Source organism: Plantibacter sp. MCCC 1A11337, assembly GCF_013349365.1.
GTDB classification, from domain to species: Bacteria; Actinomycetota; Actinomycetes; order Actinomycetales; family Microbacteriaceae; genus Plantibacter; species Plantibacter flavus_A.
In genome coordinates this window covers 673264-691385 of record NZ_JABJWX010000001.1, presented here as the reverse complement: position 1 = coordinate 691385, position 18122 = coordinate 673264, and the positions used below count along the sequence as shown (strand labels likewise).

The following is an 18122-nucleotide window of genomic DNA, read 5'->3' as shown; positions in this document are numbered from 1 at the left end:
CCACTGCTACTGCGAAGGAACCGTTCCGTGTCGAAACCGGTCGTACTGATCGCCGAAGAACTCTCACCAGCCACCGTCGACGCCCTCGGGCCCGACTTCGACGTGCGCTCCGTCGACGGGACGGACCGCCCGGCTCTGCTCGCGGCGATCGCCGACGCCGACGCCATCCTGGTCCGATCAGCGACCAAGGTCGACGAAGAGGCCATCCAGGCGGCCACCCGGTTGAAGGTCGTCGCGCGCGCGGGTGTCGGTCTCGACAACGTCGACATCAAGGCGGCCACGACGGCCGGGGTCATGGTCGTCAACGCGCCGACGTCGAACATCATCTCCGCTGCCGAGCTCACCGTCGGGCACATCCTGAGCCTCGCCCGCCACATCCCGGCCGCGCACGCCGCGCTCGCCCAGGGGCAGTGGAAGCGGTCCAAGTACACGGGTACCGAGCTGTACGAGAAGACCATCGGCATCATCGGCCTCGGCCGTATCGGTGCCCTCATCACGGCCCGTCTGCAGGCGTTCGGCACGAACGTCATCGCGTACGACCCCTACATCACGTCCGCTCGTGCGCAGCAGCTCGGGGTGCAGCTGGTCACGCTCGACGAGCTGCTGGCGCAGTCCGACTTCATCACGATCCACATGCCGAAGACGCCGGAGACGACGGGCATGATCGCCGGCCCGCAGTTCGCGCTGATGAAGCCGACGGCCTACGTCGTCAACGTCGCCCGCGGCGGCCTGATCGACGAGGACGCACTGTACGAGGCGCTGTCCAACAACGTCATCGCCGGTGCCGGCCTCGACGTCTTCGTCAGCGAGCCGCCCACCGACACGAAGCTGCTCGGGCTCGAGAACGTCATCGTGACGCCGCACCTCGGTGCCTCCACCGATGAGGCGCAGGAGAAGGCCGGCGTCTCGGTCGCCAAGTCCGTGCGCCTCGCGCTCGGCGGCGAACTCGTCCCGGACGCGGTCAACGTCGCCGGCGGTGTGATCGACCCCTACGTCCGTCCCGGCATCCCGCTCGTCGAGAAGCTCGGGCAGGTCTTCGCCGCGCTGTCGACCTCGTCGCTCACGAGCGTCGACGTCGAGGTCCACGGCGAACTGAGCGGGTACGACGTCAGCGTGCTGAAGCTGGCCGCGCTCAAGGGGATCTTCACGAACATCGTCAGCGAAACGGTCTCATACGTGAACGCTCCGCTGCTCGCCGAGCAGCGCGGTGTCGTCACGCGCCTGCTCACCGACGAGGTGAGCGAGGAGTACCGCAACGTCATCACGCTGCGCGGAGCTCTCAGCGACGGATCGCAGATCTCGGTGTCGGGCACGCTGACGGGCACGAAGCAGACCGAGAAGATCGTCGAGATCAACGGCTACGACGTCGAGGTGCCGTTCGCGAAGCACCACATCGTGATGGTCTACACCGACCGGCCCGGCATCGTGGCCGTCTACGGTCAGCGGTTCGGCGAGGCGGGCATCAACATCGCGGGCATGCAGATCGCCCGTCACGAGGCCGGCGGCCCGGCGCTGAGCGTGCTGACGGTCGACTCACCGGTCGCAGACGACGTCCTCGAGGTCATCCGCGAGACGATCGACGCGACGCTGCTCCGCGAGATCGACATCACCGAGCAGTAGCCCGACCGCCGCTGCGACCCGATGCCCCGTGCCGACCGGTGCGGGGCATCGTCGTCGCTAGGTCGAGACGCCGAGACGCCGAGACGCCGTCGCCGCTTCGGTACGCCCGGCGGGGGTCGCGGCTCAGTGACCGCCGGCGGGAAGCAGCCGCGCGATGACGGCCAGGAGCCGCTCGATCGACTCGTCGCTGCCCTCATCGGGATCGCTGACCCCCATGCCGAGCTGCGCCGTGTTGGCGTAGAGGCCGTCGGACATCAACACGATCGCGCGGGCGGTGTCGGGATCGCCGACGGCGTCCTCCACCGTGCGCAACCAGCTCCGGCGGATGTCCGCCATCGCCTCGCTCGCCTGAGCGTGCTGTCCCTGCGCCAGCCGTGCGACGGCGATGATCGTCCGGTCGAACGGGGTGCCGCAGTCGACGGAGGTCCGCACGAAGTACTCGACGACACCCTCCGGGGCCGCGAGCATCCGCGCCGTGTCGGCCTCGCTCATGTCCGAGAGCCGCTCGATGAGGCCGTCGACGAGGGCCTCCTTGCTGCCGAAGTGGTAGAGCAGACCGCCCTTGGAGACACCGGCCGCCGCGGCGACGGCGTCGAGGGTGGCGGCGCGTTCACCCTGCTCGATGAGGAGTTCGGCGAAGGCGTCGAGGACGCGTTCTCGGGCTGCGGTCTGCTTCGCCATGGCTCCATCGTATTCGGCTCGTCGGATTCGGATTGATACTATACCGGCTGGACGGTATAGTCGAGCGGGCGGCGCCCGACCGGCGTCGTTCTCCACGCTGTGAAAGAGGTCCCCGTGTCCACCGCCACCGAACCCACCGCCGTCGCCGCTCCCCGCGCCGGCCGGCGAGCCTGGTTCGCGCTCGCCGTCCTCATGCTCCCCGTCCTGCTGGTGTCGGTCGACAACACCGTCCTCAACTTCGCGCTGCCCGCGATCTCGAGCGCGCTCACCCCGACCGGCACGCAGCTGCTCTGGATCGTCGACGTCTACCCGCTGGTCCTCGCCGGCCTGCTCGTGTCGATGGGCAGCCTCGGCGACCGCATCGGTCGTCGTCGCCTCCTGCTCATCGGCTCCGTCGGATTCGGTGTCGTCTCCGTCGCCGCGGCGTTCGCGCCCAGCGCCGAGCTCCTCATCGCGGCTCGAGCGGCGCTCGGGTTCTTCGGAGCGATGCTCATGCCGTCGACGCTCTCGCTGCTGCGGAACATCTTCCTCGACCGCGACCAGCGACGGTTCGCCATCGCCGTCTGGGCCAGCGGGTTCGCCGCCGGCAGCGCGCTCGGGCCGATCGTCGGTGGGATCATCCTCGAGCACTTCGCCTGGGGTGCGGTGTTCCTGCTCGCCGTGCCGGTCCTCCTGCCGCTCGTCGTCCTCGCGCCCTTCCTCATCCCGGAGTCGAAGGACCCGAACCCCGGACGCATCGACGTCCCGAGCATCCTGCTCATCCTCCTGACCATGACGCCTCTCGTGTTCAGCATCAAGCACCTGGCGGAAGCTGGCTTCGACGTGCTCACGGTCGTCTCGATGGTCGTCGGCGTGGTCAGCGGCGTCCTCTTCATCCGTCGTCAGCTCCGCCTCGAGCACCCGCTGCTCGACCTGAGCCTGTTCCGGCGGGCCTCGTTCAGCGGCGCCGTGGTCATCAACCTGCTGAGCGTGACGGCGCTCGTCGGTGGGCTGTTCTTCGTGTCGCAGCACCTGCAGTTGGTGCTGGGCCTGCAGCCGCTCGACGCCGGGCTCGTCCTGCTCCCCGGGCTCATCGTGATGATCATCGCCGGCCTCGTGATCGTGCCGATCTCCAAGCGGGTCCGTCCGGGCATCGTGGTCCCGATCGCGCTCGTCGTCTCCGCCGTCGGATACGCCTCCATCGCGATCACCGGGGGAGACGTGTCGGCCCTCGGGATCGGTCTCGCGTTCGTCGCCCTCGGGCTCGGCATCGGGTCCGCCGAGACGGTGTCGAACGAGCTCGTGATCGCGAGTGCGCCGCCTGAGAAGGCCGGCGCGGCGTCCGGTGTCTCCGAGACCGCGTACGAGCTCGGCGCGGTGCTCGGCACGGCGACGCTCGGCACCGTGCTCACCGCGTCCTACCGGTCGTCGGTCGTCCTGCCGGACGGACTGACCGCTGCGCAGCAGCAGGCGGCGGGGGAGACACTGGGTGGTGCGGCGAACGTCGCCGCGCAGCTGCCCGGCGACCTCGCGGGTGCACTCATGGACTCCGCGCGGCACGCCTTCGACAGCGGTGTCGGTGTCGCAGCGTGGATCGGCGTCGGCCTCATCGTGGCCGCCATGCTCGTCGCGGCGATCGGTCTGCGCCGGGTCCGGTAGCGCTCCGTCGATCGTGCCACCCGGAGACGGGTGGCACGATCCGCCCGAGGTCGGAGGCGTTAAGCTGGGCGCACACCGTCGTCGCATCCTCAGGAGTCGCATGTCCCGCACCGTCAAGCTCGCAGTCATCCCCGGCGACGGGATCGGTCCCGAGGTCGTCGGCGAGGCGCTCAAGGTCCTCGATGCGGCGGTGCAGGGTGGCGACGTCCGGTTCGAGCAGACGCCCTTCTCGCTCGGCGCCGCCCGGTTCCTCGAGACGGGCGACGTGCTGACCGACGCGGACCTCGCCGCGATCGCCTCGCACGACGCCATCCTCCTCGGAGCGGTCGGCGGCGTGCCCGGCGACCCCCGGCTCGTGAACGCGAACATCGAGCGAGGGCTGCTCCTCAAGCTCCGGTTCAGCCTCGACCACTACGTCAACCTGCGCCCGACCGTCGTGTACCCGGGCGTCCCGAGCCCGCTGAGCGAGCCCGGCGACGTGGACTTCGTCGTCGTCCGCGAGGGCACGGAGGGGCCGTACGTCGGCAACGGCGGAGCGATCCGCCAGGGCACGCCGCACGAGATCGCGAACGAGGTGTCGGTCAACACCGCGTACGGTGTGGAGCGGGTCGTGCGCTATGCGTTCGCCGCTGCGGCCGCGCGTCGGGGGAAGCTCACCCTCGTCCACAAGACCAACGTCCTCGTCTTCGCCGGGTCGCTCTGGAAGCGCGTCGTCGACGCGGTGTCCGCGGAGTTCCCCGACGTCGCGGTCGACTACCTGCACGTCGACGCGGCCACCATCTTCCTCGTCACGGATCCTGCTAGATTTGACGTCATCGTCACGGACAACCTCTTCGGCGACATCCTCACCGATCTGGCCGGCGCGATCAGCGGCGGCATCGGACTCGCGGCCTCGGGAAACATCAACCCGGACGGCACGTACCCGAGCATGTTCGAGCCCGTCCACGGATCGGCGCCCGACATCGCCGGGAAGCAGCTGGCCGACCCGACCGCCGCCATCCTCTCCGTCTCCTTGATGCTGTCGCATCTCGGGCTCGAGACGGAGGCGGCGCGAGTCGCCACTGCCGTCACCGCCGACATCGCCGCCCGCACCGGCGCAGCACGCACGACGACCGAGGTCGGCGATGCGATCGCAGCCCTCGCGGCGAACCGGTAGACGCCCACCAGACACGCAGATCACGACGGAAGACACCATCATGACGATCAACCTCCCCATGGCGCAGCGCGAGCTCGCCTTCACCGTGACCCCCAACGAGCAGCCCGTCCCCGACGCCGAGCGCGACGTGATCCTCGCCGATCCGGGCTTCGGGCAGCACTTCACCGACCACATGGTCGACATCTGCTGGTCCGAGCGCGGTGGATGGCACCGCCCGCGGGTCCAGGCGTACGGTCCGATCTCGCTCGACCCGGCCGCCGCCGTCCTCCACTACGCCCAGGAGATCTTCGAAGGACTGAAGGCGTACCGTCACGCCGACGGCGCCATCTGGTCGTTCCGCCCCGACGCCAACGGCCGCCGCCTGCAGCGCTCGGCCAAGCGGCTCGCGCTGCCTGAGCTCCCGGTCGAGTACTTCGTCGAGTCGATCAAGCAGCTCATCGCCGTGGACGGCGCCTGGGTGCCGTCCGCGCCGGAGACCAGCCTGTACCTGCGACCGTTCATGTTCGCCAAGGAGGCCTTCCTCGGCGTCCGCCCGGCGAAGAAGGTCAACTACTACGTCATCGCCAGCCCGGCCGGCGCGTACTTCACGGGCGGCGTCACCCCCGTGTCCATCTGGCTGTCCACCGACTACAGCCGTGCGGGCAAGGGCGGCACCGGGGCGGCGAAGACCGGCGGCAACTACGCGTCCTCCCTGCTCCCGCAGGCCGAGGCGTACGAGCACGGGTGCGCCCAGGTGCTCTTCCTGGACGCACAGGAGGCGACCTACATCGAAGAGCTCGGCGGGATGAACGTCGTCCTCGTCAAGCGCGACGGCACGCTCGTCACGCCGGAGTCGGACTCGATCCTCGAGGGCATCACCCGCGACAGCATCCTGCAGCTCGCGGAGGACCGTGGACACCGGGTGGAGCGCCGTCGGGTCACGATCGACGAGTGGCGCGAAGGCGTCGAGAGCGGCGACATCGTCGAGGTGTTCGCCTGCGGGACGGCTGCGGTCGTCACACCGATCGCGCAGCTGAAGGCCAAGGACTTCACCGTGGGCGACGCCGACGCTCCGGCGGGCGAACTCACGATGTCGCTGCGTCAGGAGCTGACCGACATCCAGTACGGCCGCCTGCCCGACCGTCACGGGTGGATGACGCGGCTCGACGCGGAGTAGCCTCCGAGCAGCCTGGGAAGCCCCGCACCTCGTGCGGGGCTTCCGTGTCGCCGGGGCACCTCGGGATAGGCTGGACTGGTGAAAATCGCTCGCTTCAGTCACGATCAGGCCATCCGATACGGCATCATCGACGATGCGGATCTCGTCGTCCTCGACGGCGATCCGCTCTACTCGGGCTTCGAACCGACGGGGGAGCGTGTCCCGCTCGCGGATGCGGTCCTGCTCGCGCCGGTCATCCCTCGCTCCAAGGTCGTCGCCGTCGGCAAGAACTACCACGACCACGCAGCCGAGATGGGCGGGGAGGCTCCCACCGAGCCGCTGCTCTTCCTGAAGCCCAACACCTCCGTGGTCGGGCCGGGAGACGCCGTCGTCTTCCCCAAGCAGTCCGAGCGCATCGACTTCGAGGGTGAGCTCGCCATCGTGATCGGCGGCGTCGCCAAGAACGTCAGCGCTGAGCGTGCCGACGAGGTCATCTTCGGCTACACGATCGCGAACGACGTCACGGCCCGCGACCTCCAGGAGTCCGACGGTCAGTGGGCCCGGGCGAAGGGCTTCGACACGTTCTGCCCGCTCGGCCCCTACATCGAGACGGAGTTCTCCTTCGACGGCGCGACGATCGAGACCCGAGTCGACGGTGAGGTCCGCCAGCACGCCCCGCTCTCCGACATGGTGCACTCCATCGGTGCGATCGTGGAGTACGCGTCCGCCGTCTGGACGCTCCTCCCGGGCGACGTCATCCTGACCGGGACCCCGGCCGGCGTCGGACCCTTCACCGACGGGCAGGTCGTCGAGGTCGAGGTCTCGGGCATCGGCATCCTCCGGAACACCGGCCGCCGGCCCTGACCCGCGTCAGCTGCGCTGGCCCAGAGCGGTCAGCGCAGCTGCGACGTCGTCGTCGGTGTTCCAGAGATGGAACGCGACCCTCGCACGGCCCGCGCGACCCGATGCGGTGATCCCGGCCGACTGCAGCGCCCGGAGGTCGTGTCCATCGGGGTCCGTCCACGTCACGATCGCCGAGGCAGTTCCCGTCAGGAGCGACCGGCTCTCGCCGATGCCCTCCCGGAGCGATGCTGCGAGCCGGGTGTCGTGCTCGTACACGGCGACGGCGTCGACCGCCGCGAAGAGGGCGATGGCGGGCTCGGCGCCGACCCAGGCCTGCCACGCGGGGGAGACGTCGAACCGTCGAGCGCTCTCGGCGAGATGCAACGACGGTCCGTAACAGGACGACCAGACGTCGTCGCCCGAGTACCAACCGGCCTGGCTCGGTCGGAGGCGGTCCGACACCTCGTCGCGCACCGTCATGAACGCCACACCTCGTGGCGCGCAGAGCCACTTGTAGGCGTGGCACACGGTGATGTCGTCGGCCGAGGCGTCGACGGGGAGCCACCCCGCGGCCTGGGTGAGGTCGTTGAGCGTCAGTGTGCCGTGGACGGCCGCCGCCTCACGGATCGCGACCACGTCGGCGACCGCGCCGGTCGCGGACTGCACCGCGGAGTAGGCGACGAGCCAGGTCGAGGCGTCGATGTGGGCGGCGAGTTCGGTGAGCGGTGCGTGGCGGACACGCACGCCGCGGTGCGCCTGCACGAGGAATGGAGCGACGAGCGAGCTGAAGTCGCCCTCGACGCAGAGGATCTCGGCGCCGTCCGGCACCGACGCCGCGATCATGGCGACCATGGCGGAGGTCTGGGATCCGATCGCGACCGAACGGAGGGGCACGTTGACCAGCTCGGCGAAGGAACCGCGCACGCGCTCGACGACGGCGCCGTAGGCGGCTGCATCGGTTCGAGCAGCCTGCCACGCGGAGAGGTCGGCCATGACGGCGTCCGTCGTGCCGATGGTCGGCAGTCCCAGCGTGCAGGCGGCCAGGTAGCCGGGTGCGGATGGGAAGGATCCGCTGGCTTCCTGGAGGCTGAGGGTGCTCATGCATCCAGTCTCTTCGCCCGGCATCCATGCGACAAGGACAGGCTCTCGATGAGAACTATAACCGTGGATTATGCTTCGAGGGTGTCCACCCTCTCACCGCATCCCTCGTCATCGACTCTCGACGCCGGTTCCATCCTCGTCGTCGGCGCCATCGCCTCGACCGGGTCGATCACGGCCGCCGCGCACGCGCTCGGCTCGAGCCAACCAGCGGTGAGCCAGCATCTCCGCCGGCTCGAGCGGCGGCTCGGCATGCCGGTCGTCGAGCGCGTCGGTCGGGGCGTCCGCCTCACCGAGGCCGGTGCGATCCTCGCCGGACACGCGGTGGCGGTGGACCGAGCGGTGCGCGCGGCGTCCGAGGAGGTCGCGGCACTCGCGGGGTTGCGGAATGGTCGGGTGCGCCTCGTCGCCTTCCCTTCGGCGTCGTCGATGCTCGTGCCGCAGCTCCTCGCTCGCCTGGCCGACGAGCATCCGGGGATCGGGGTCTCCTTCGTCGAGGCCGAACCGCCGGAGGCCGTCGCCGCGGTCCGTGCCGGTGAAGCCGACGTCGCGATCACCTTCAGCTACCCGGACGACCCGGACGACCCGCATCGGGAGAGCGCGGCCGGGCTCCGCGTGCGCCGGTTCGGAACCGACCCGATGCGTCTCGTGCTCCCGGTCGGCCACGCTCGAGCCGGTGACCGACAGGTCGACCTCGCGGCGCTCGCCGGTGAGCGCTGGATCGCGGGTTGTCCGCGCTGCCGAGGACATCTCCTCGGCCTCTGCCGGTCGAGCGGCTTCGAGCCCGTCATCGCGCACGAGACCGACAATGCGATCGCGGTCACCGCCCTGGTGGCGGCCGGGCTCGGCGTAGCCCTGCTACCAACGCTCGCGCTCGCGGCCGCGCAGCTGCCGACCGAGGTGGTCGTGCTGCCGACGCGCAACGACGACGACCGGGCGCTCCACCTCGTCAGCGCCGAGCACGCGGACCGCATCCCCGCCGTCGCTGCACTCCTGCGGATCGCCGCGTCCCTGGGCGGCGCGACTAAGATGACAGGCGATGTCTGACACGATTACGCACCCCTTCTCCACGGCTTCCGGCACCGACGTCCGCGTCCGGTTCTGCCCGTCGCCGACCGGCACGCCGCACGTCGGTCTCGTTCGCACGGCGCTGTTCAACTGGGCGTACGCCCGGCACACGGGGGGCAAGCTCGTCTTCCGCATCGAGGACACCGATGCCGCTCGCGACAGCGAGGAGAGCTACGAGCAGCTCGTCGACGCGCTCACGTGGCTGCGGCTCGACTGGGACGAGGGCGTCGGCGTCGGCGGACCCCACGCGCCGTACCGGCAGTCCGAGCGGAGCGACATCTACGCCGACGTGATCGCGCGGCTGACGGCTGCCGGGCACCTCTACGAGAGCTTCTCGAACGCCGACGAGATCGACGCCCGCAACGAGGCGGCCGGCCGGCCGAAGCAGTTCGGGTACGACAACTTCGACCGCGACCTCACCGACGAGCAGCGCGCCGCGTTCCGAGCCGAGGGCCGCGAGCCGGCGCTCCGTCTGCGGGTCCCGGACGACGACCTCAGCTTCGACGACCTCGTGCGCGGTGAGATCACCTTCCCGGCCGGGTCGTTCACGGACTTCGTCCTCGTGCGCCCGAACGGCAAGCCGCTCTACACGCTCGTGAACCCCGTCGACGACGCCATCATGCAGATCACCCACGTCCTCCGCGGCGAGGATCTGCTGCCGTCGACGCCGCGGCAGATCGCGCTGTACCACGCGCTCATCGACATCGGCCTCACGACCTTCGTCCCACGGTTCGGTCACCTGCCGTACGTCATGGGCGAGGGCAACAAGAAGCTCTCGAAGCGCGACCCGGAGGCGAACCTCTTCCACCACCGCGACCGCGGCTTCGTGCCGGAGGGGCTCATCAACTACCTCGCGCTGCTCGGGTGGTCGCTGAGCGGCGACCGCGACGTCTTCTCGATCGACGAGATGATCGCCGCGTTCGACGTCGTCGACGTCAACCCGAACCCGGCGCGCTTCGATCTCAAGAAGGCGGAGTCCATCAACGGCGACCACATCCGACTGCTGGAGCCGGCCGACTTCCTCGGCCGCATCACGCCGTACCTCGTCGAGGCCGGTGTGGTGAGCGAGCCGGTCACCGAGGCGCAGCAGGCCGTGCTCGAGCAAGCCGCCCCGCTCGTCCAGGAGCGCATCGCGCTGCTCGGTGAGGTCCCCACACTCCTCGGCTTCCTGTTCCGCGGCGCCTCGGAGCTCGAGTACCAGGAGGACGCGCTCAAGGGCCTTCCAGCGAACGCCGGCGAGGTGCTCGCCGCATCCATCGGCGCGCTCGAGCTCGTCCCGGAGTCGGAGTGGACGGCCGGATCGATCCAGGACGCGCTCGCCGGCGCACTCATCGAGGGCCTCGGATTGAAGCCCCGTATCGCCTACGGCCCGCTCCGCGTCGCCGCGTCCGGGCGCCGGATCTCCCCGCCGCTCTTCGAGTCGCTCGAGATCCTCGGGAAGACGGAATCGATCACGCGACTCGATCGGCTCTCCGCGCACCTCGCGTCATGAGCGACTCGTACGACGTCGTCGTGGTCGGCGCGGGACCCGCGGGACTCTCGGCCGCGCTGAACCTGGCGCGCGCGCGTCGGCGCATCCTCGTGCTCGACGGCAATCGCCCACGGCACGCTGCGACGCTGCGCTCGCACGGCTTCCTCACCCGCGACGGCATCGCTCCGCTGGATCTCCGGCGGATGGGGCGCGAGGAGGTCGCGGCGTACGCGAACGCGGAGGTCCAGTTCGCGTCCGTGCAGTCGATCGAGCCGACTGCTGACGGCTTCCACGTCGTCGCCCAGGGGGTCCGCGGCGAGCCGGATCGCGACGTCGTGACCCGGACGGTCGTCGTCGCGAGCGGTCTCACGGAGACGTTGCCGAAGGTCACCAATGTGCGGGCCTTCTACGGAACGGATCTGCACAGCTGCGTCGAGTGCGACGGGTACGAGAAGGCCGACGCGCCGCTCGCGCTCATCGGGGAGACGACGGACCTGGCGGAATGGGCGATCCTCGTCGCACAGTGGTCGTCGGACCTCATCGTCTTCACGAACGGGACCGACACCGTGACCGGCCCGGAGGAGGCCGCGCTCGCCTCCGCGGGCATCCGGGTCGAGCGCGGTGTGATCGCGGAGCTCGAGGGCGGTCGCGACGGCTTCACCGGTGTCCGCCTCGCCGACGGTGTGCTCATCCCACGCTCCGGCGGCTTCGTCCGGCCGCAGTGGGCCGTGCCCCTCGGATATCTGGAACGGCTCGCCCTCGATCGCGACGCCGACGGCTACGTCGTGGTCGACGCCTGGGGTCGCACGTCCGTGCCGGGCGTGTACGCCGCCGGCGACATCACGCCTCCCGGTCCGCAGCAGCTCATCGTGGCGGCCGGGAACGGCGCTCGAGTGTCCCGCGCACTCAACCGGGACCTCGCGGGCGTCCCCAGCTGAGTGACCCGCGACGCGCCCGGGACGCTTCGATTTGAGACGGCCGCCTCCGTAGGCTAGTGTTGTTCTTCGGTCGGGGCTTCGGTTCTGACAGTGGGGTATGGTGTAATTGGCAACACGACTGATTCTGGTTCAGTTGTTCTTGGTTCGAGTCCAGGTACCCCAGCCAGACAGCAACATCACGACGAAGGCCCGCGATCATCGCGGGCCTTCGTCGTTTCCGGCGCGATCAGCCCGTCCGTTGGTCGGTGGGCGCCGAGGCACGTCGACGTCCTCACCGCGGTCCGGAATCCTCTTGGGCGGCCGTGCGCTCGAACGCGATGATGCGCTCGACGGCCGGGACGATCTGCGCGGCCATCCGACGGAAGACCTCTGGTCCCTGGCCGAACGGGTCGACGACGTCGTCCTGCGCCGGATCAGGGAGTCGTGCGCCCGTCCGGTTGGCCGCCAGTTCGGGGCCGAGATGCTTCCAGCGCCCTGCTCGCGAACGGGGGAGTCGCCCCGAGTCGACGGTGTCGAGGAGTCGGGCGAACTCGCGCAGGGAGAAGGTCCGACGCAGCGCTTCCGGGCACAACCTGAGGACGGCGCCGCGATGCTCCCGCGTCATGGTCAGGACGACGTCCTGTCGAGTGATGAGGCCCGCGGTGAGCTGCGTCGCGGCGAAGCCGGCTGCCGCCGCGGCGAATGGACCGAGCAGTGCCGCGCTCGAGGGGTCGATCGGGTGTCCGCGCAGCGCGCCCGTCCCGGCGCTCCGCACCTCGAAGCCGCACGCCTCGACCTCCGCCAGCCCGCTCGTGAGCAGGACCTCGGCGTACGGGGATCGACAGATGTTGCCGGTGCAGACGATCAGGATACGGGTCGGAGGCGGATCGAGCGGAGTGTTCATACCGTGGTCCGCCCTGGTCGACGCGTCGGGTCGGTCCGGTGGTAGTACGCGTAGGACGACGACTGTTCTCCCCGAGCCACCTCGACACGGTTGAGCACGACTCCGAGGAGCTTCGCCTGGACGAAGCTGAGGTTCTCGAGCGACTGCCGGAGCTGGTCACGGTGCAGTCGCCCGTCGGCCGACGCCACGAGCAGGACGCCGCTCGCAAGGGTCGACAGCGCTGTCGGGTCCGAGACGTTGATGAGTGGGGGCGTGTCGATGATCACCACGTCGTACGCGCGTTCCATCTCCGAGAGCGCGCGCTCCATCGCCGCTGATCCGAGGAGTTCGCTCGGATTCGGCGGCAGCTCGCCGGAGGTGAGGACGGCGAGGCGTCCCGCCCCGACGACCGCTTGCGCCGCATCGCCGAGGCTGATCCTGCCGGTGAGCACGGTCGTGAGCCCGACCGCGTCCTCGAGACCGAACATCTCGTGCTGGCGGGGTCGGCGCAGATCCGCATCGACGAGGAGGACGGAGTTCCCCGCCTCCGCGAGGACGAGCGCGAGGTTCGCCGAGGTGGTGCTCTTCCCCTCGCCCGGGACCGAGGATGTGACCATCACACTGCGGAGTCCGCCGTCGATGGAGGCGAACTGGAGGTGCGTCCGAAGCTGCCGGAAGCTCTCGGCGCGACGGCTGTAGCTCTCCGTCGATCCGAGGATGAGTTGGGCCGTGTCGGCGGGTTCCGTGTGGAAGGCGCCGAGGATGCTCGTGTCCGTGAGCTTCTCGATCGCCGCGCGACCGCGGAGACGGGTGTCGAGGACCTCGATGAGCAGTGTGATCCCGACGCCCAGGGCGAGGCCGATGAGGACACCCACCGTGAGGTTCTGCAGCGCGTTGGGTGCGACAGGGGATCGGGGTGGAGACGCTTGTTCGACGATCGTCAGCCCGACCGGGGTCGGATCGCCCGGTGCACCGGCAGCGTCCACCTCGTTGGCGCTCTCGACGTCGTCGACGAGGTCGACGAGCACCTGGGCTGCGGTGTTCGCGATGCGGGCTGCCGCGACCGGATCGCTGTCGACGGCGGAGATGTCGATCAGGACCGACTGTGCGGGATTGGAGGCTGAGATCGTCCCGACGAGCGACGCGGGGTCGAGGTCGAGGCGCTCCGCCACCGTGGACCGCACGGTCGAACCGGTGGCGAGGATCACATACGAGGCGACGCGGCTCTGGGCGAAGGCGTTGCCCTGATTGAGGTCGCCCACGGAGTCGCCGCCGGTGACGGCGACGAACAGCTGGCCCGTCGACTGGTACACGGGCTGGGTGATGAGGGTGTACCCGTGGGCGAGCGCCGCTGCTCCTGCGGTGATCGCGACGATGAGCAGCCAGCGATGGCGGAGGATGCGCAGGTAGTCCTTCAGGTCCATCCTGATATGTTAGTCGTCTGGTATGTGCCTCTCGCGCAGCGGAGACGACGCAGGGCCCGGACTCACGAGTCCGGGCCCTGCGTGGCGGTGGTGGGGCGGTCTGCCGGTCAGGCGGCCTTCCCGAACCGGTCGGTGCCGTTCGCGCGAGGTCGGCGCGGGGCGCGGTTCGTCTGACGGACCGTCGGTTCGGTCATGACCGGTCGTTCGCTGCCGACCACGGTGCGGTCTGCGACCCTGGCGTCCCGATCGACGCTCGCGCCGTGGGCGACCTGGACGTCGGCGCCGAGACGGGCGTCGCTTCCGACTCGTGCTCCGCGTCCGATGACACAGCGCTCCCCGATGTGGACGTTCGCGCCGATGAAGGCGCCTTCGCCGATCACCGCGGACCGGTCGATCCAGGTTCCGGCACCGATCCAGGCGTTGGCACGGATGTCCGCGTCAGCCTCCACGAAGGTGGTGCGTTCGATGAACGCCGACGGATCGATCAGTGCACGAGCTGCGACCATGCCCTTGCCGTTCGGGTGGTGACGGTACCGTTCCACCTCGCCGGTCCGGCCTTCGATCTCTTCGTACACTCTCGCCATGGGTGACCCCCTTCTGGTCTACTCAACACTGGGGACAACGCCGGATGGCTCCCGGTCATTCCTTCCCGGGGCCTGCCTGGGAATCCCATGAGTCTCGTGCTGTGCTGTAGAGGGTGTTCGGAGGGGGAGCCCGCCGCGGTTTGGTCGTGACGGGTCATTGGAAGTCCCGCGAACGGGTGTTCGCCCCGATCCGGAGCGCTTCCAACCGATCCGCCACCAGATTGACGATGCCTTCCGGGGATCGCTCGAGCATGCCGCGGACCACCATCGCCGGGGCCTCCCTGGCCACGCGGCGATACCGGTTCCAGACGCCGACGCTGCAGATCACGTTGACGAGACCCGCTTCGTCCTCGAGGTTCATGAAGGTGATGCCGCTCGCCGTGGCCGGCCGTTGCCGATGCGTCACGACACCCCCGACCTCCACGCGACGGTCCGTCTGCGCCGTCAGGAGTTCGTCGGACCGCAACGCCCCTCGGCGTGTGAGTTCGGCTCGGACGTGGCGGATCGGATGGTCGTCGGTCGACATCCCGGTCGACCAGATGTCGGAGATGAGTTGTTCGGCGGCCGTCGGAACCGGGAGCAACGGCGGCTGCACGGTCGTGAACGTCCCCTCGAGCTGGTCGGGACGATGCCGACTGGCCTGCGCTGCGCCCCACATCGCCTCACGACGGGTGAGGCCGAATCCGTCGAAGGCGCCCGCCGCCGACAGCGACTCCAACTGCGAGGAGCTCAGGCCGATCCGCCTGGCCAGGTCGGCCTGGCTGGTGAACAGCCCTCCGGACTCCCGTTCGGCGACGATCCGCTTCGCGAGCTCCTCACCGATCCCCTGGACGGAGGAGAGTCCCAGCCGGACGGCGAGTGCGCCGTCGCGCCGGTGTCCTGCCGAATCGTCGGGAAGGAGCGGATCGAAGAGCCCGGTCGGTCCCTGCTCGTGTTCGAGGCAGCGCGTGCGCCCGCCGGGAGCGACCGGGGCGCCGGGGGTGGCCTCCGGGTCGAGCGCTTCGAGGCCTGCCTGTGCGCCGGAGCGATGCAGATCGGGACGCAGGACGGAGACGCCGTGTCGGCGGGCGTCGGCGACGAGCGTCATCGGCGAATAGAACCCCATGGGCTGCGCGCGGAGCAGAGCCGCGAGGAAGGCCCCCGGGTAGTGCAGGCGCAGCCAGGCGCTCACGTAGACGAGGAGGGCGAAGCTCAGGGAGTGGCTCTCGGCGAAGCCGAAGTTGGCGAAGGCCTGGATCTTGGCGTACACGGCATCGGCGTCCGCACCGACGATGCCGTTGCCGGCCATGCCGAGGTACAGCGTGTCCTTGAGGCTCTCGATCTTCTCCTCGCCACGCTTCGATCCCATCGCCCGGCGCAGGAGGTCCGCATCCTCAGCCGAGCACCCACCGACGGCCATCGCCATCTGCATGAGCTGCTCCTGGAACAACGGCACGCCGAGCGTGCGTTCGAGGACCGGTTCGAGGCTCGGGTGGAGGTAGGTGATGGGCTCCTGGCCGGTCTTCCGGCGCAGGTAGGGGTGTACCGCGCCGCCCTGGATGGGCCCCGGGCGGATCATGGCGACCTCGATGACGAGATCGTAGAACCGGCGGGGGAGCAGACGCGGCAGCATGCCCATCTGCGCGCGGCTCTCCACCTGGAAGACCCCGATGGTGTCGGCCCGGCAGAGCTGGTCGTAGACCCCTGCTTCGTCCTTCGGGATGGTCTCGAGGGTCCAGCGCTCTCCGGTGTGCTCGGCCACGAGGTCGAAGCAGTACTGGATGGCCGAGAGCATGCCGAGACCCAGGAGGTCGAACTTGACCAGACCCATCCAGGCGCAGTCGTCCTTGTCCCACTGGAGGACCGTGCGACCGTCCATGCGCCCGTGCTCGATCGGGCAGACCTCGCCGACCGGGCGATCGGTCAGGACCATGCCACCCGAGTGGATGCCCAGGTGCCGGGGTAGGGTGAGCATCTGCTGCGCGAGGCCGACGACGCGCTCGGGGATGTCGTGGTCGGTGCTCGACATGACCCCGCCCCAACGCTCGACCTGTTTCGACCAGGCGTCCTGCTGACCGGGGCTGTACCCGAGCGCCTTGGCGGTGTCGCGGACGGCGAACTTCGGCCGATAGCTGATGATGTTCGCGACCTGAGCGGCGTTGCGGCGTCCGTAGGTCTCGTAGACGTACTGGATGGCCTCCTCGCGCCGGTCCGAGTCGAAGTCGACGTCGATGTCGGGCTCCTCCTCCCGCATGCTGGAGAGGAACCGTTCGAACGGCAGCTCGTAGAAGATCGAGTCGACGGCGGTGATCCCGAGCAGGTAGCAGACGGCCGAGTTCGCGGCGGAACCGCGTCCCTGGCAGAGGATGCCACGGCCGCGGGCGAAACTGACGATGTCGTGCACGATCAGGAAGTACCCGGGGAAGTCCTTCTGCTCGATGACCTCGAGTTCCCGTTCGATGCGTCGGAGGTGTTCGGGAGTGGCGTCGGGGTATTTGACGGGGACGGCTTCGAGCACCAGATGCCGGAGCCAGCTCATGGGCGTATGGCCCTCCGGCACGCGCTGTCGCGGGAGCTTCGGGCGGACCGCCCGCAGGCTGAAGGCGAGTTCATCCGCCAGCTCGACGCTCCGTGCCACCGCTCCGGGGTATCTTGCGAACCGGTCCGCCATCTCGGCTCCGCTTCGCAGGTGCGCGGTTCCGGCCGCGGGAAGCCATCCGTCGAGTTCGTCGAGGCTGCGTCGTGCTCGGACGGCCGCCAGCGCGGTCTGGAGTCGATGCTGCTCGGGCGTGGCGTAATGGACGTTGCCGGTCGCGACGACGGTGAGGTCGAGCAACGCCGCGATCTCGGCGAGTGCATCGTTCTCCGCCGAGTCCCCCGGGTGGCCGTGGTCGCTCAACTCGACGACGACGTGCTCCGGACCGAACAGGGCGACGAGTCGGTCGACCGCGGCGGCGGCGGCCTCCGGACCGTGCTCACGGAGCGCGGTGCGGACGAACCCCTTACGGCACCCGGTGAGCACGGTCACGTGGCCGGCGACGGAGGCGGCGAGCCGCTCGAGGTCGTAGATCGGGTGGCCCTTCTCGGCTCCGTCGGCGAGTTGTGCGTCCGTGATCGCGCCGGCCAGGCGGTGATACCCCTCTGCTCGACGGGCGAGCAGGAGCAGATGATGCCCGACGGGGTCGGGGACGCCGTTCTGCGGCCGGTCCAGGCCGATGGACAGTTCGGCACCGTAGACCGTCCGGAGGTCGGGGAACCGTTCCGCCGCCTCGGCCATCCGGACGACACCGTAGAAACCGTCGTGGTCGGTGAGCGCGAGCGCGTGCAGGCCGAGTGCCGCAGCCTCTTCGACGAGCCGCTCCGGCGGGCTCGCGCCGTCGAGGAAGCTGAAGCTCGAGTGCGCGTGGAGTTCCGCATAGGGGACCCGCGTCGTCGACGGGCGCTGCTCCGGTGGTTCGGGGACGTACGGTTGACGCTTCCGCGACCAGGCCGGGCTGTCCCCACCGTCGGCTCCCAGCGGCAGGGTGGCCGGACGGCTCGCGTCGGACAGACGGCGCTCGAACTCCGACCATGAGACCGGGGGGTTGTTCCATCCCATGCTGGGCTCCTTCGTCATGCGGTGTGG

The 18122-nt window shown here is 69.6% G+C and carries 14 protein-coding genes and 1 tRNA gene; 9 read left to right on the top strand and 6 right to left on the bottom strand.

Going from position 1 to position 18122, the window contains the following annotated elements:
- Positions 1-27 precede the first annotated feature (27 nt).
- Entirely contained in the window at positions 28-1620 is a 1593-nt protein-coding gene (serA, locus tag HOW07_RS03165) for a phosphoglycerate dehydrogenase (RefSeq protein ID WP_071260923.1), read from the top strand.
- A gap of 123 nt (positions 1621-1743) precedes the next feature.
- On the opposite strand, the gene HOW07_RS19605 is transcribed toward serA, so the two are convergent.
- Positions 1744-2301, bottom strand: coding sequence for a TetR/AcrR family transcriptional regulator (locus HOW07_RS19605; protein WP_175116064.1), 558 nt, complete (start codon positions 2299-2301; stop codon positions 1744-1746).
- 114 nt (positions 2302-2415) lie between these two features.
- On the opposite strand from HOW07_RS19605, the gene HOW07_RS03155 reads away from it, so the two are divergent.
- From HOW07_RS03155 to HOW07_RS03140, 4 genes are all read left to right on the top strand, one after another.
- Entirely contained in the window at positions 2416-3939 is a 1524-nt protein-coding gene (locus HOW07_RS03155; protein ID WP_240555727.1) for an MFS transporter, read from the top strand.
- Positions 3940-4039: 100 nt separating this feature from the next.
- Positions 4040-5095: a 3-isopropylmalate dehydrogenase gene (locus HOW07_RS03150; RefSeq protein WP_121290153.1), complete on the top strand. Its 1056-nt coding sequence runs from the start codon at positions 4040-4042 to the stop codon at positions 5093-5095.
- Between the two features lie 40 nt (positions 5096-5135).
- Positions 5136-6251, top strand: a complete 1116-nt coding sequence (locus HOW07_RS03145) for a branched-chain amino acid aminotransferase (RefSeq protein ID WP_175116063.1) — start codon at positions 5136-5138, stop codon at positions 6249-6251.
- Positions 6252-6329: 78 nt separating this feature from the next.
- Entirely contained in the window at positions 6330-7094 is a 765-nt protein-coding gene (locus tag HOW07_RS03140) for a fumarylacetoacetate hydrolase family protein (RefSeq protein WP_064296260.1), read from the top strand.
- 6 nt (positions 7095-7100) lie between these two features.
- On the opposite strand, the gene HOW07_RS03135 is transcribed toward HOW07_RS03140, so the two are convergent.
- Positions 7101-8174 (bottom strand): aminotransferase class V-fold PLP-dependent enzyme, encoded by a 1074-nt coding sequence (locus HOW07_RS03135; RefSeq protein ID WP_175116062.1) that lies wholly within the window; start codon positions 8172-8174, stop codon positions 7101-7103.
- 81 nt (positions 8175-8255) lie between these two features.
- Here HOW07_RS03135 and HOW07_RS03130 point away from each other — a divergent pair, with 81 nt between their 5' ends.
- The 4 genes from HOW07_RS03130 to HOW07_RS03115 all read left to right on the top strand — a co-directional run bounded on the left by HOW07_RS03130 (position 8256) and on the right by HOW07_RS03115 (position 11814).
- The gene (locus tag HOW07_RS03130) at positions 8256-9218 is read left to right on the top strand and encodes a LysR family transcriptional regulator (protein ID WP_371743560.1); all 963 of its coding nucleotides are present in this window, start codon (positions 8256-8258) and stop codon (positions 9216-9218) included.
- Positions 9211-10731 carry a glutamate--tRNA ligase gene (gene gltX / locus HOW07_RS03125; RefSeq protein WP_121290159.1) on the top strand — a complete coding sequence of 507 codons (1521 nt, stop codon included), beginning with the start codon at positions 9211-9213 and terminating at the stop codon, positions 10729-10731. Before HOW07_RS03130 ends, gltX begins: the two co-directional genes overlap by 8 nt.
- The gene (locus tag HOW07_RS03120) at positions 10728-11648 is read left to right on the top strand and encodes an NAD(P)/FAD-dependent oxidoreductase (RefSeq protein WP_175116060.1); all 921 of its coding nucleotides are present in this window, start codon (positions 10728-10730) and stop codon (positions 11646-11648) included. Before gltX ends, HOW07_RS03120 begins: the two co-directional genes overlap by 4 nt.
- Positions 11649-11739: 91 nt before the next feature.
- Positions 11740-11814, top strand: a tRNA-Gln gene (locus tag HOW07_RS03115).
- Positions 11815-11919: 105 nt separating this feature from the next.
- On the opposite strand, the gene HOW07_RS03110 is transcribed toward HOW07_RS03115, so the two are convergent.
- From HOW07_RS03110 to HOW07_RS03095, 4 genes are all read right to left on the bottom strand, one after another.
- Entirely contained in the window at positions 11920-12531 is a 612-nt protein-coding gene (locus HOW07_RS03110) for a low molecular weight phosphatase family protein (RefSeq protein WP_175116059.1), read from the bottom strand.
- Entirely contained in the window at positions 12528-13934 is a 1407-nt protein-coding gene (locus HOW07_RS03105; RefSeq protein ID WP_175116058.1) for a polysaccharide biosynthesis tyrosine autokinase, read from the bottom strand. The genes HOW07_RS03110 and HOW07_RS03105 overlap by 4 nt, the downstream gene beginning before the upstream one ends.
- 107 nt (positions 13935-14041) lie before the next feature.
- Positions 14042-14518, bottom strand: a complete 477-nt coding sequence (locus HOW07_RS03100) for a DapH/DapD/GlmU-related protein (protein WP_079002213.1) — start codon at positions 14516-14518, stop codon at positions 14042-14044.
- A 154-nt stretch (positions 14519-14672) separates the two neighbouring features.
- Positions 14673-18095 carry an error-prone DNA polymerase gene (locus HOW07_RS03095; protein WP_175116057.1) on the bottom strand — a complete coding sequence of 1141 codons (3423 nt, stop codon included), beginning with the start codon at positions 18093-18095 and terminating at the stop codon, positions 14673-14675.
- Positions 18096-18122: the final 27 nt, after the last annotated feature.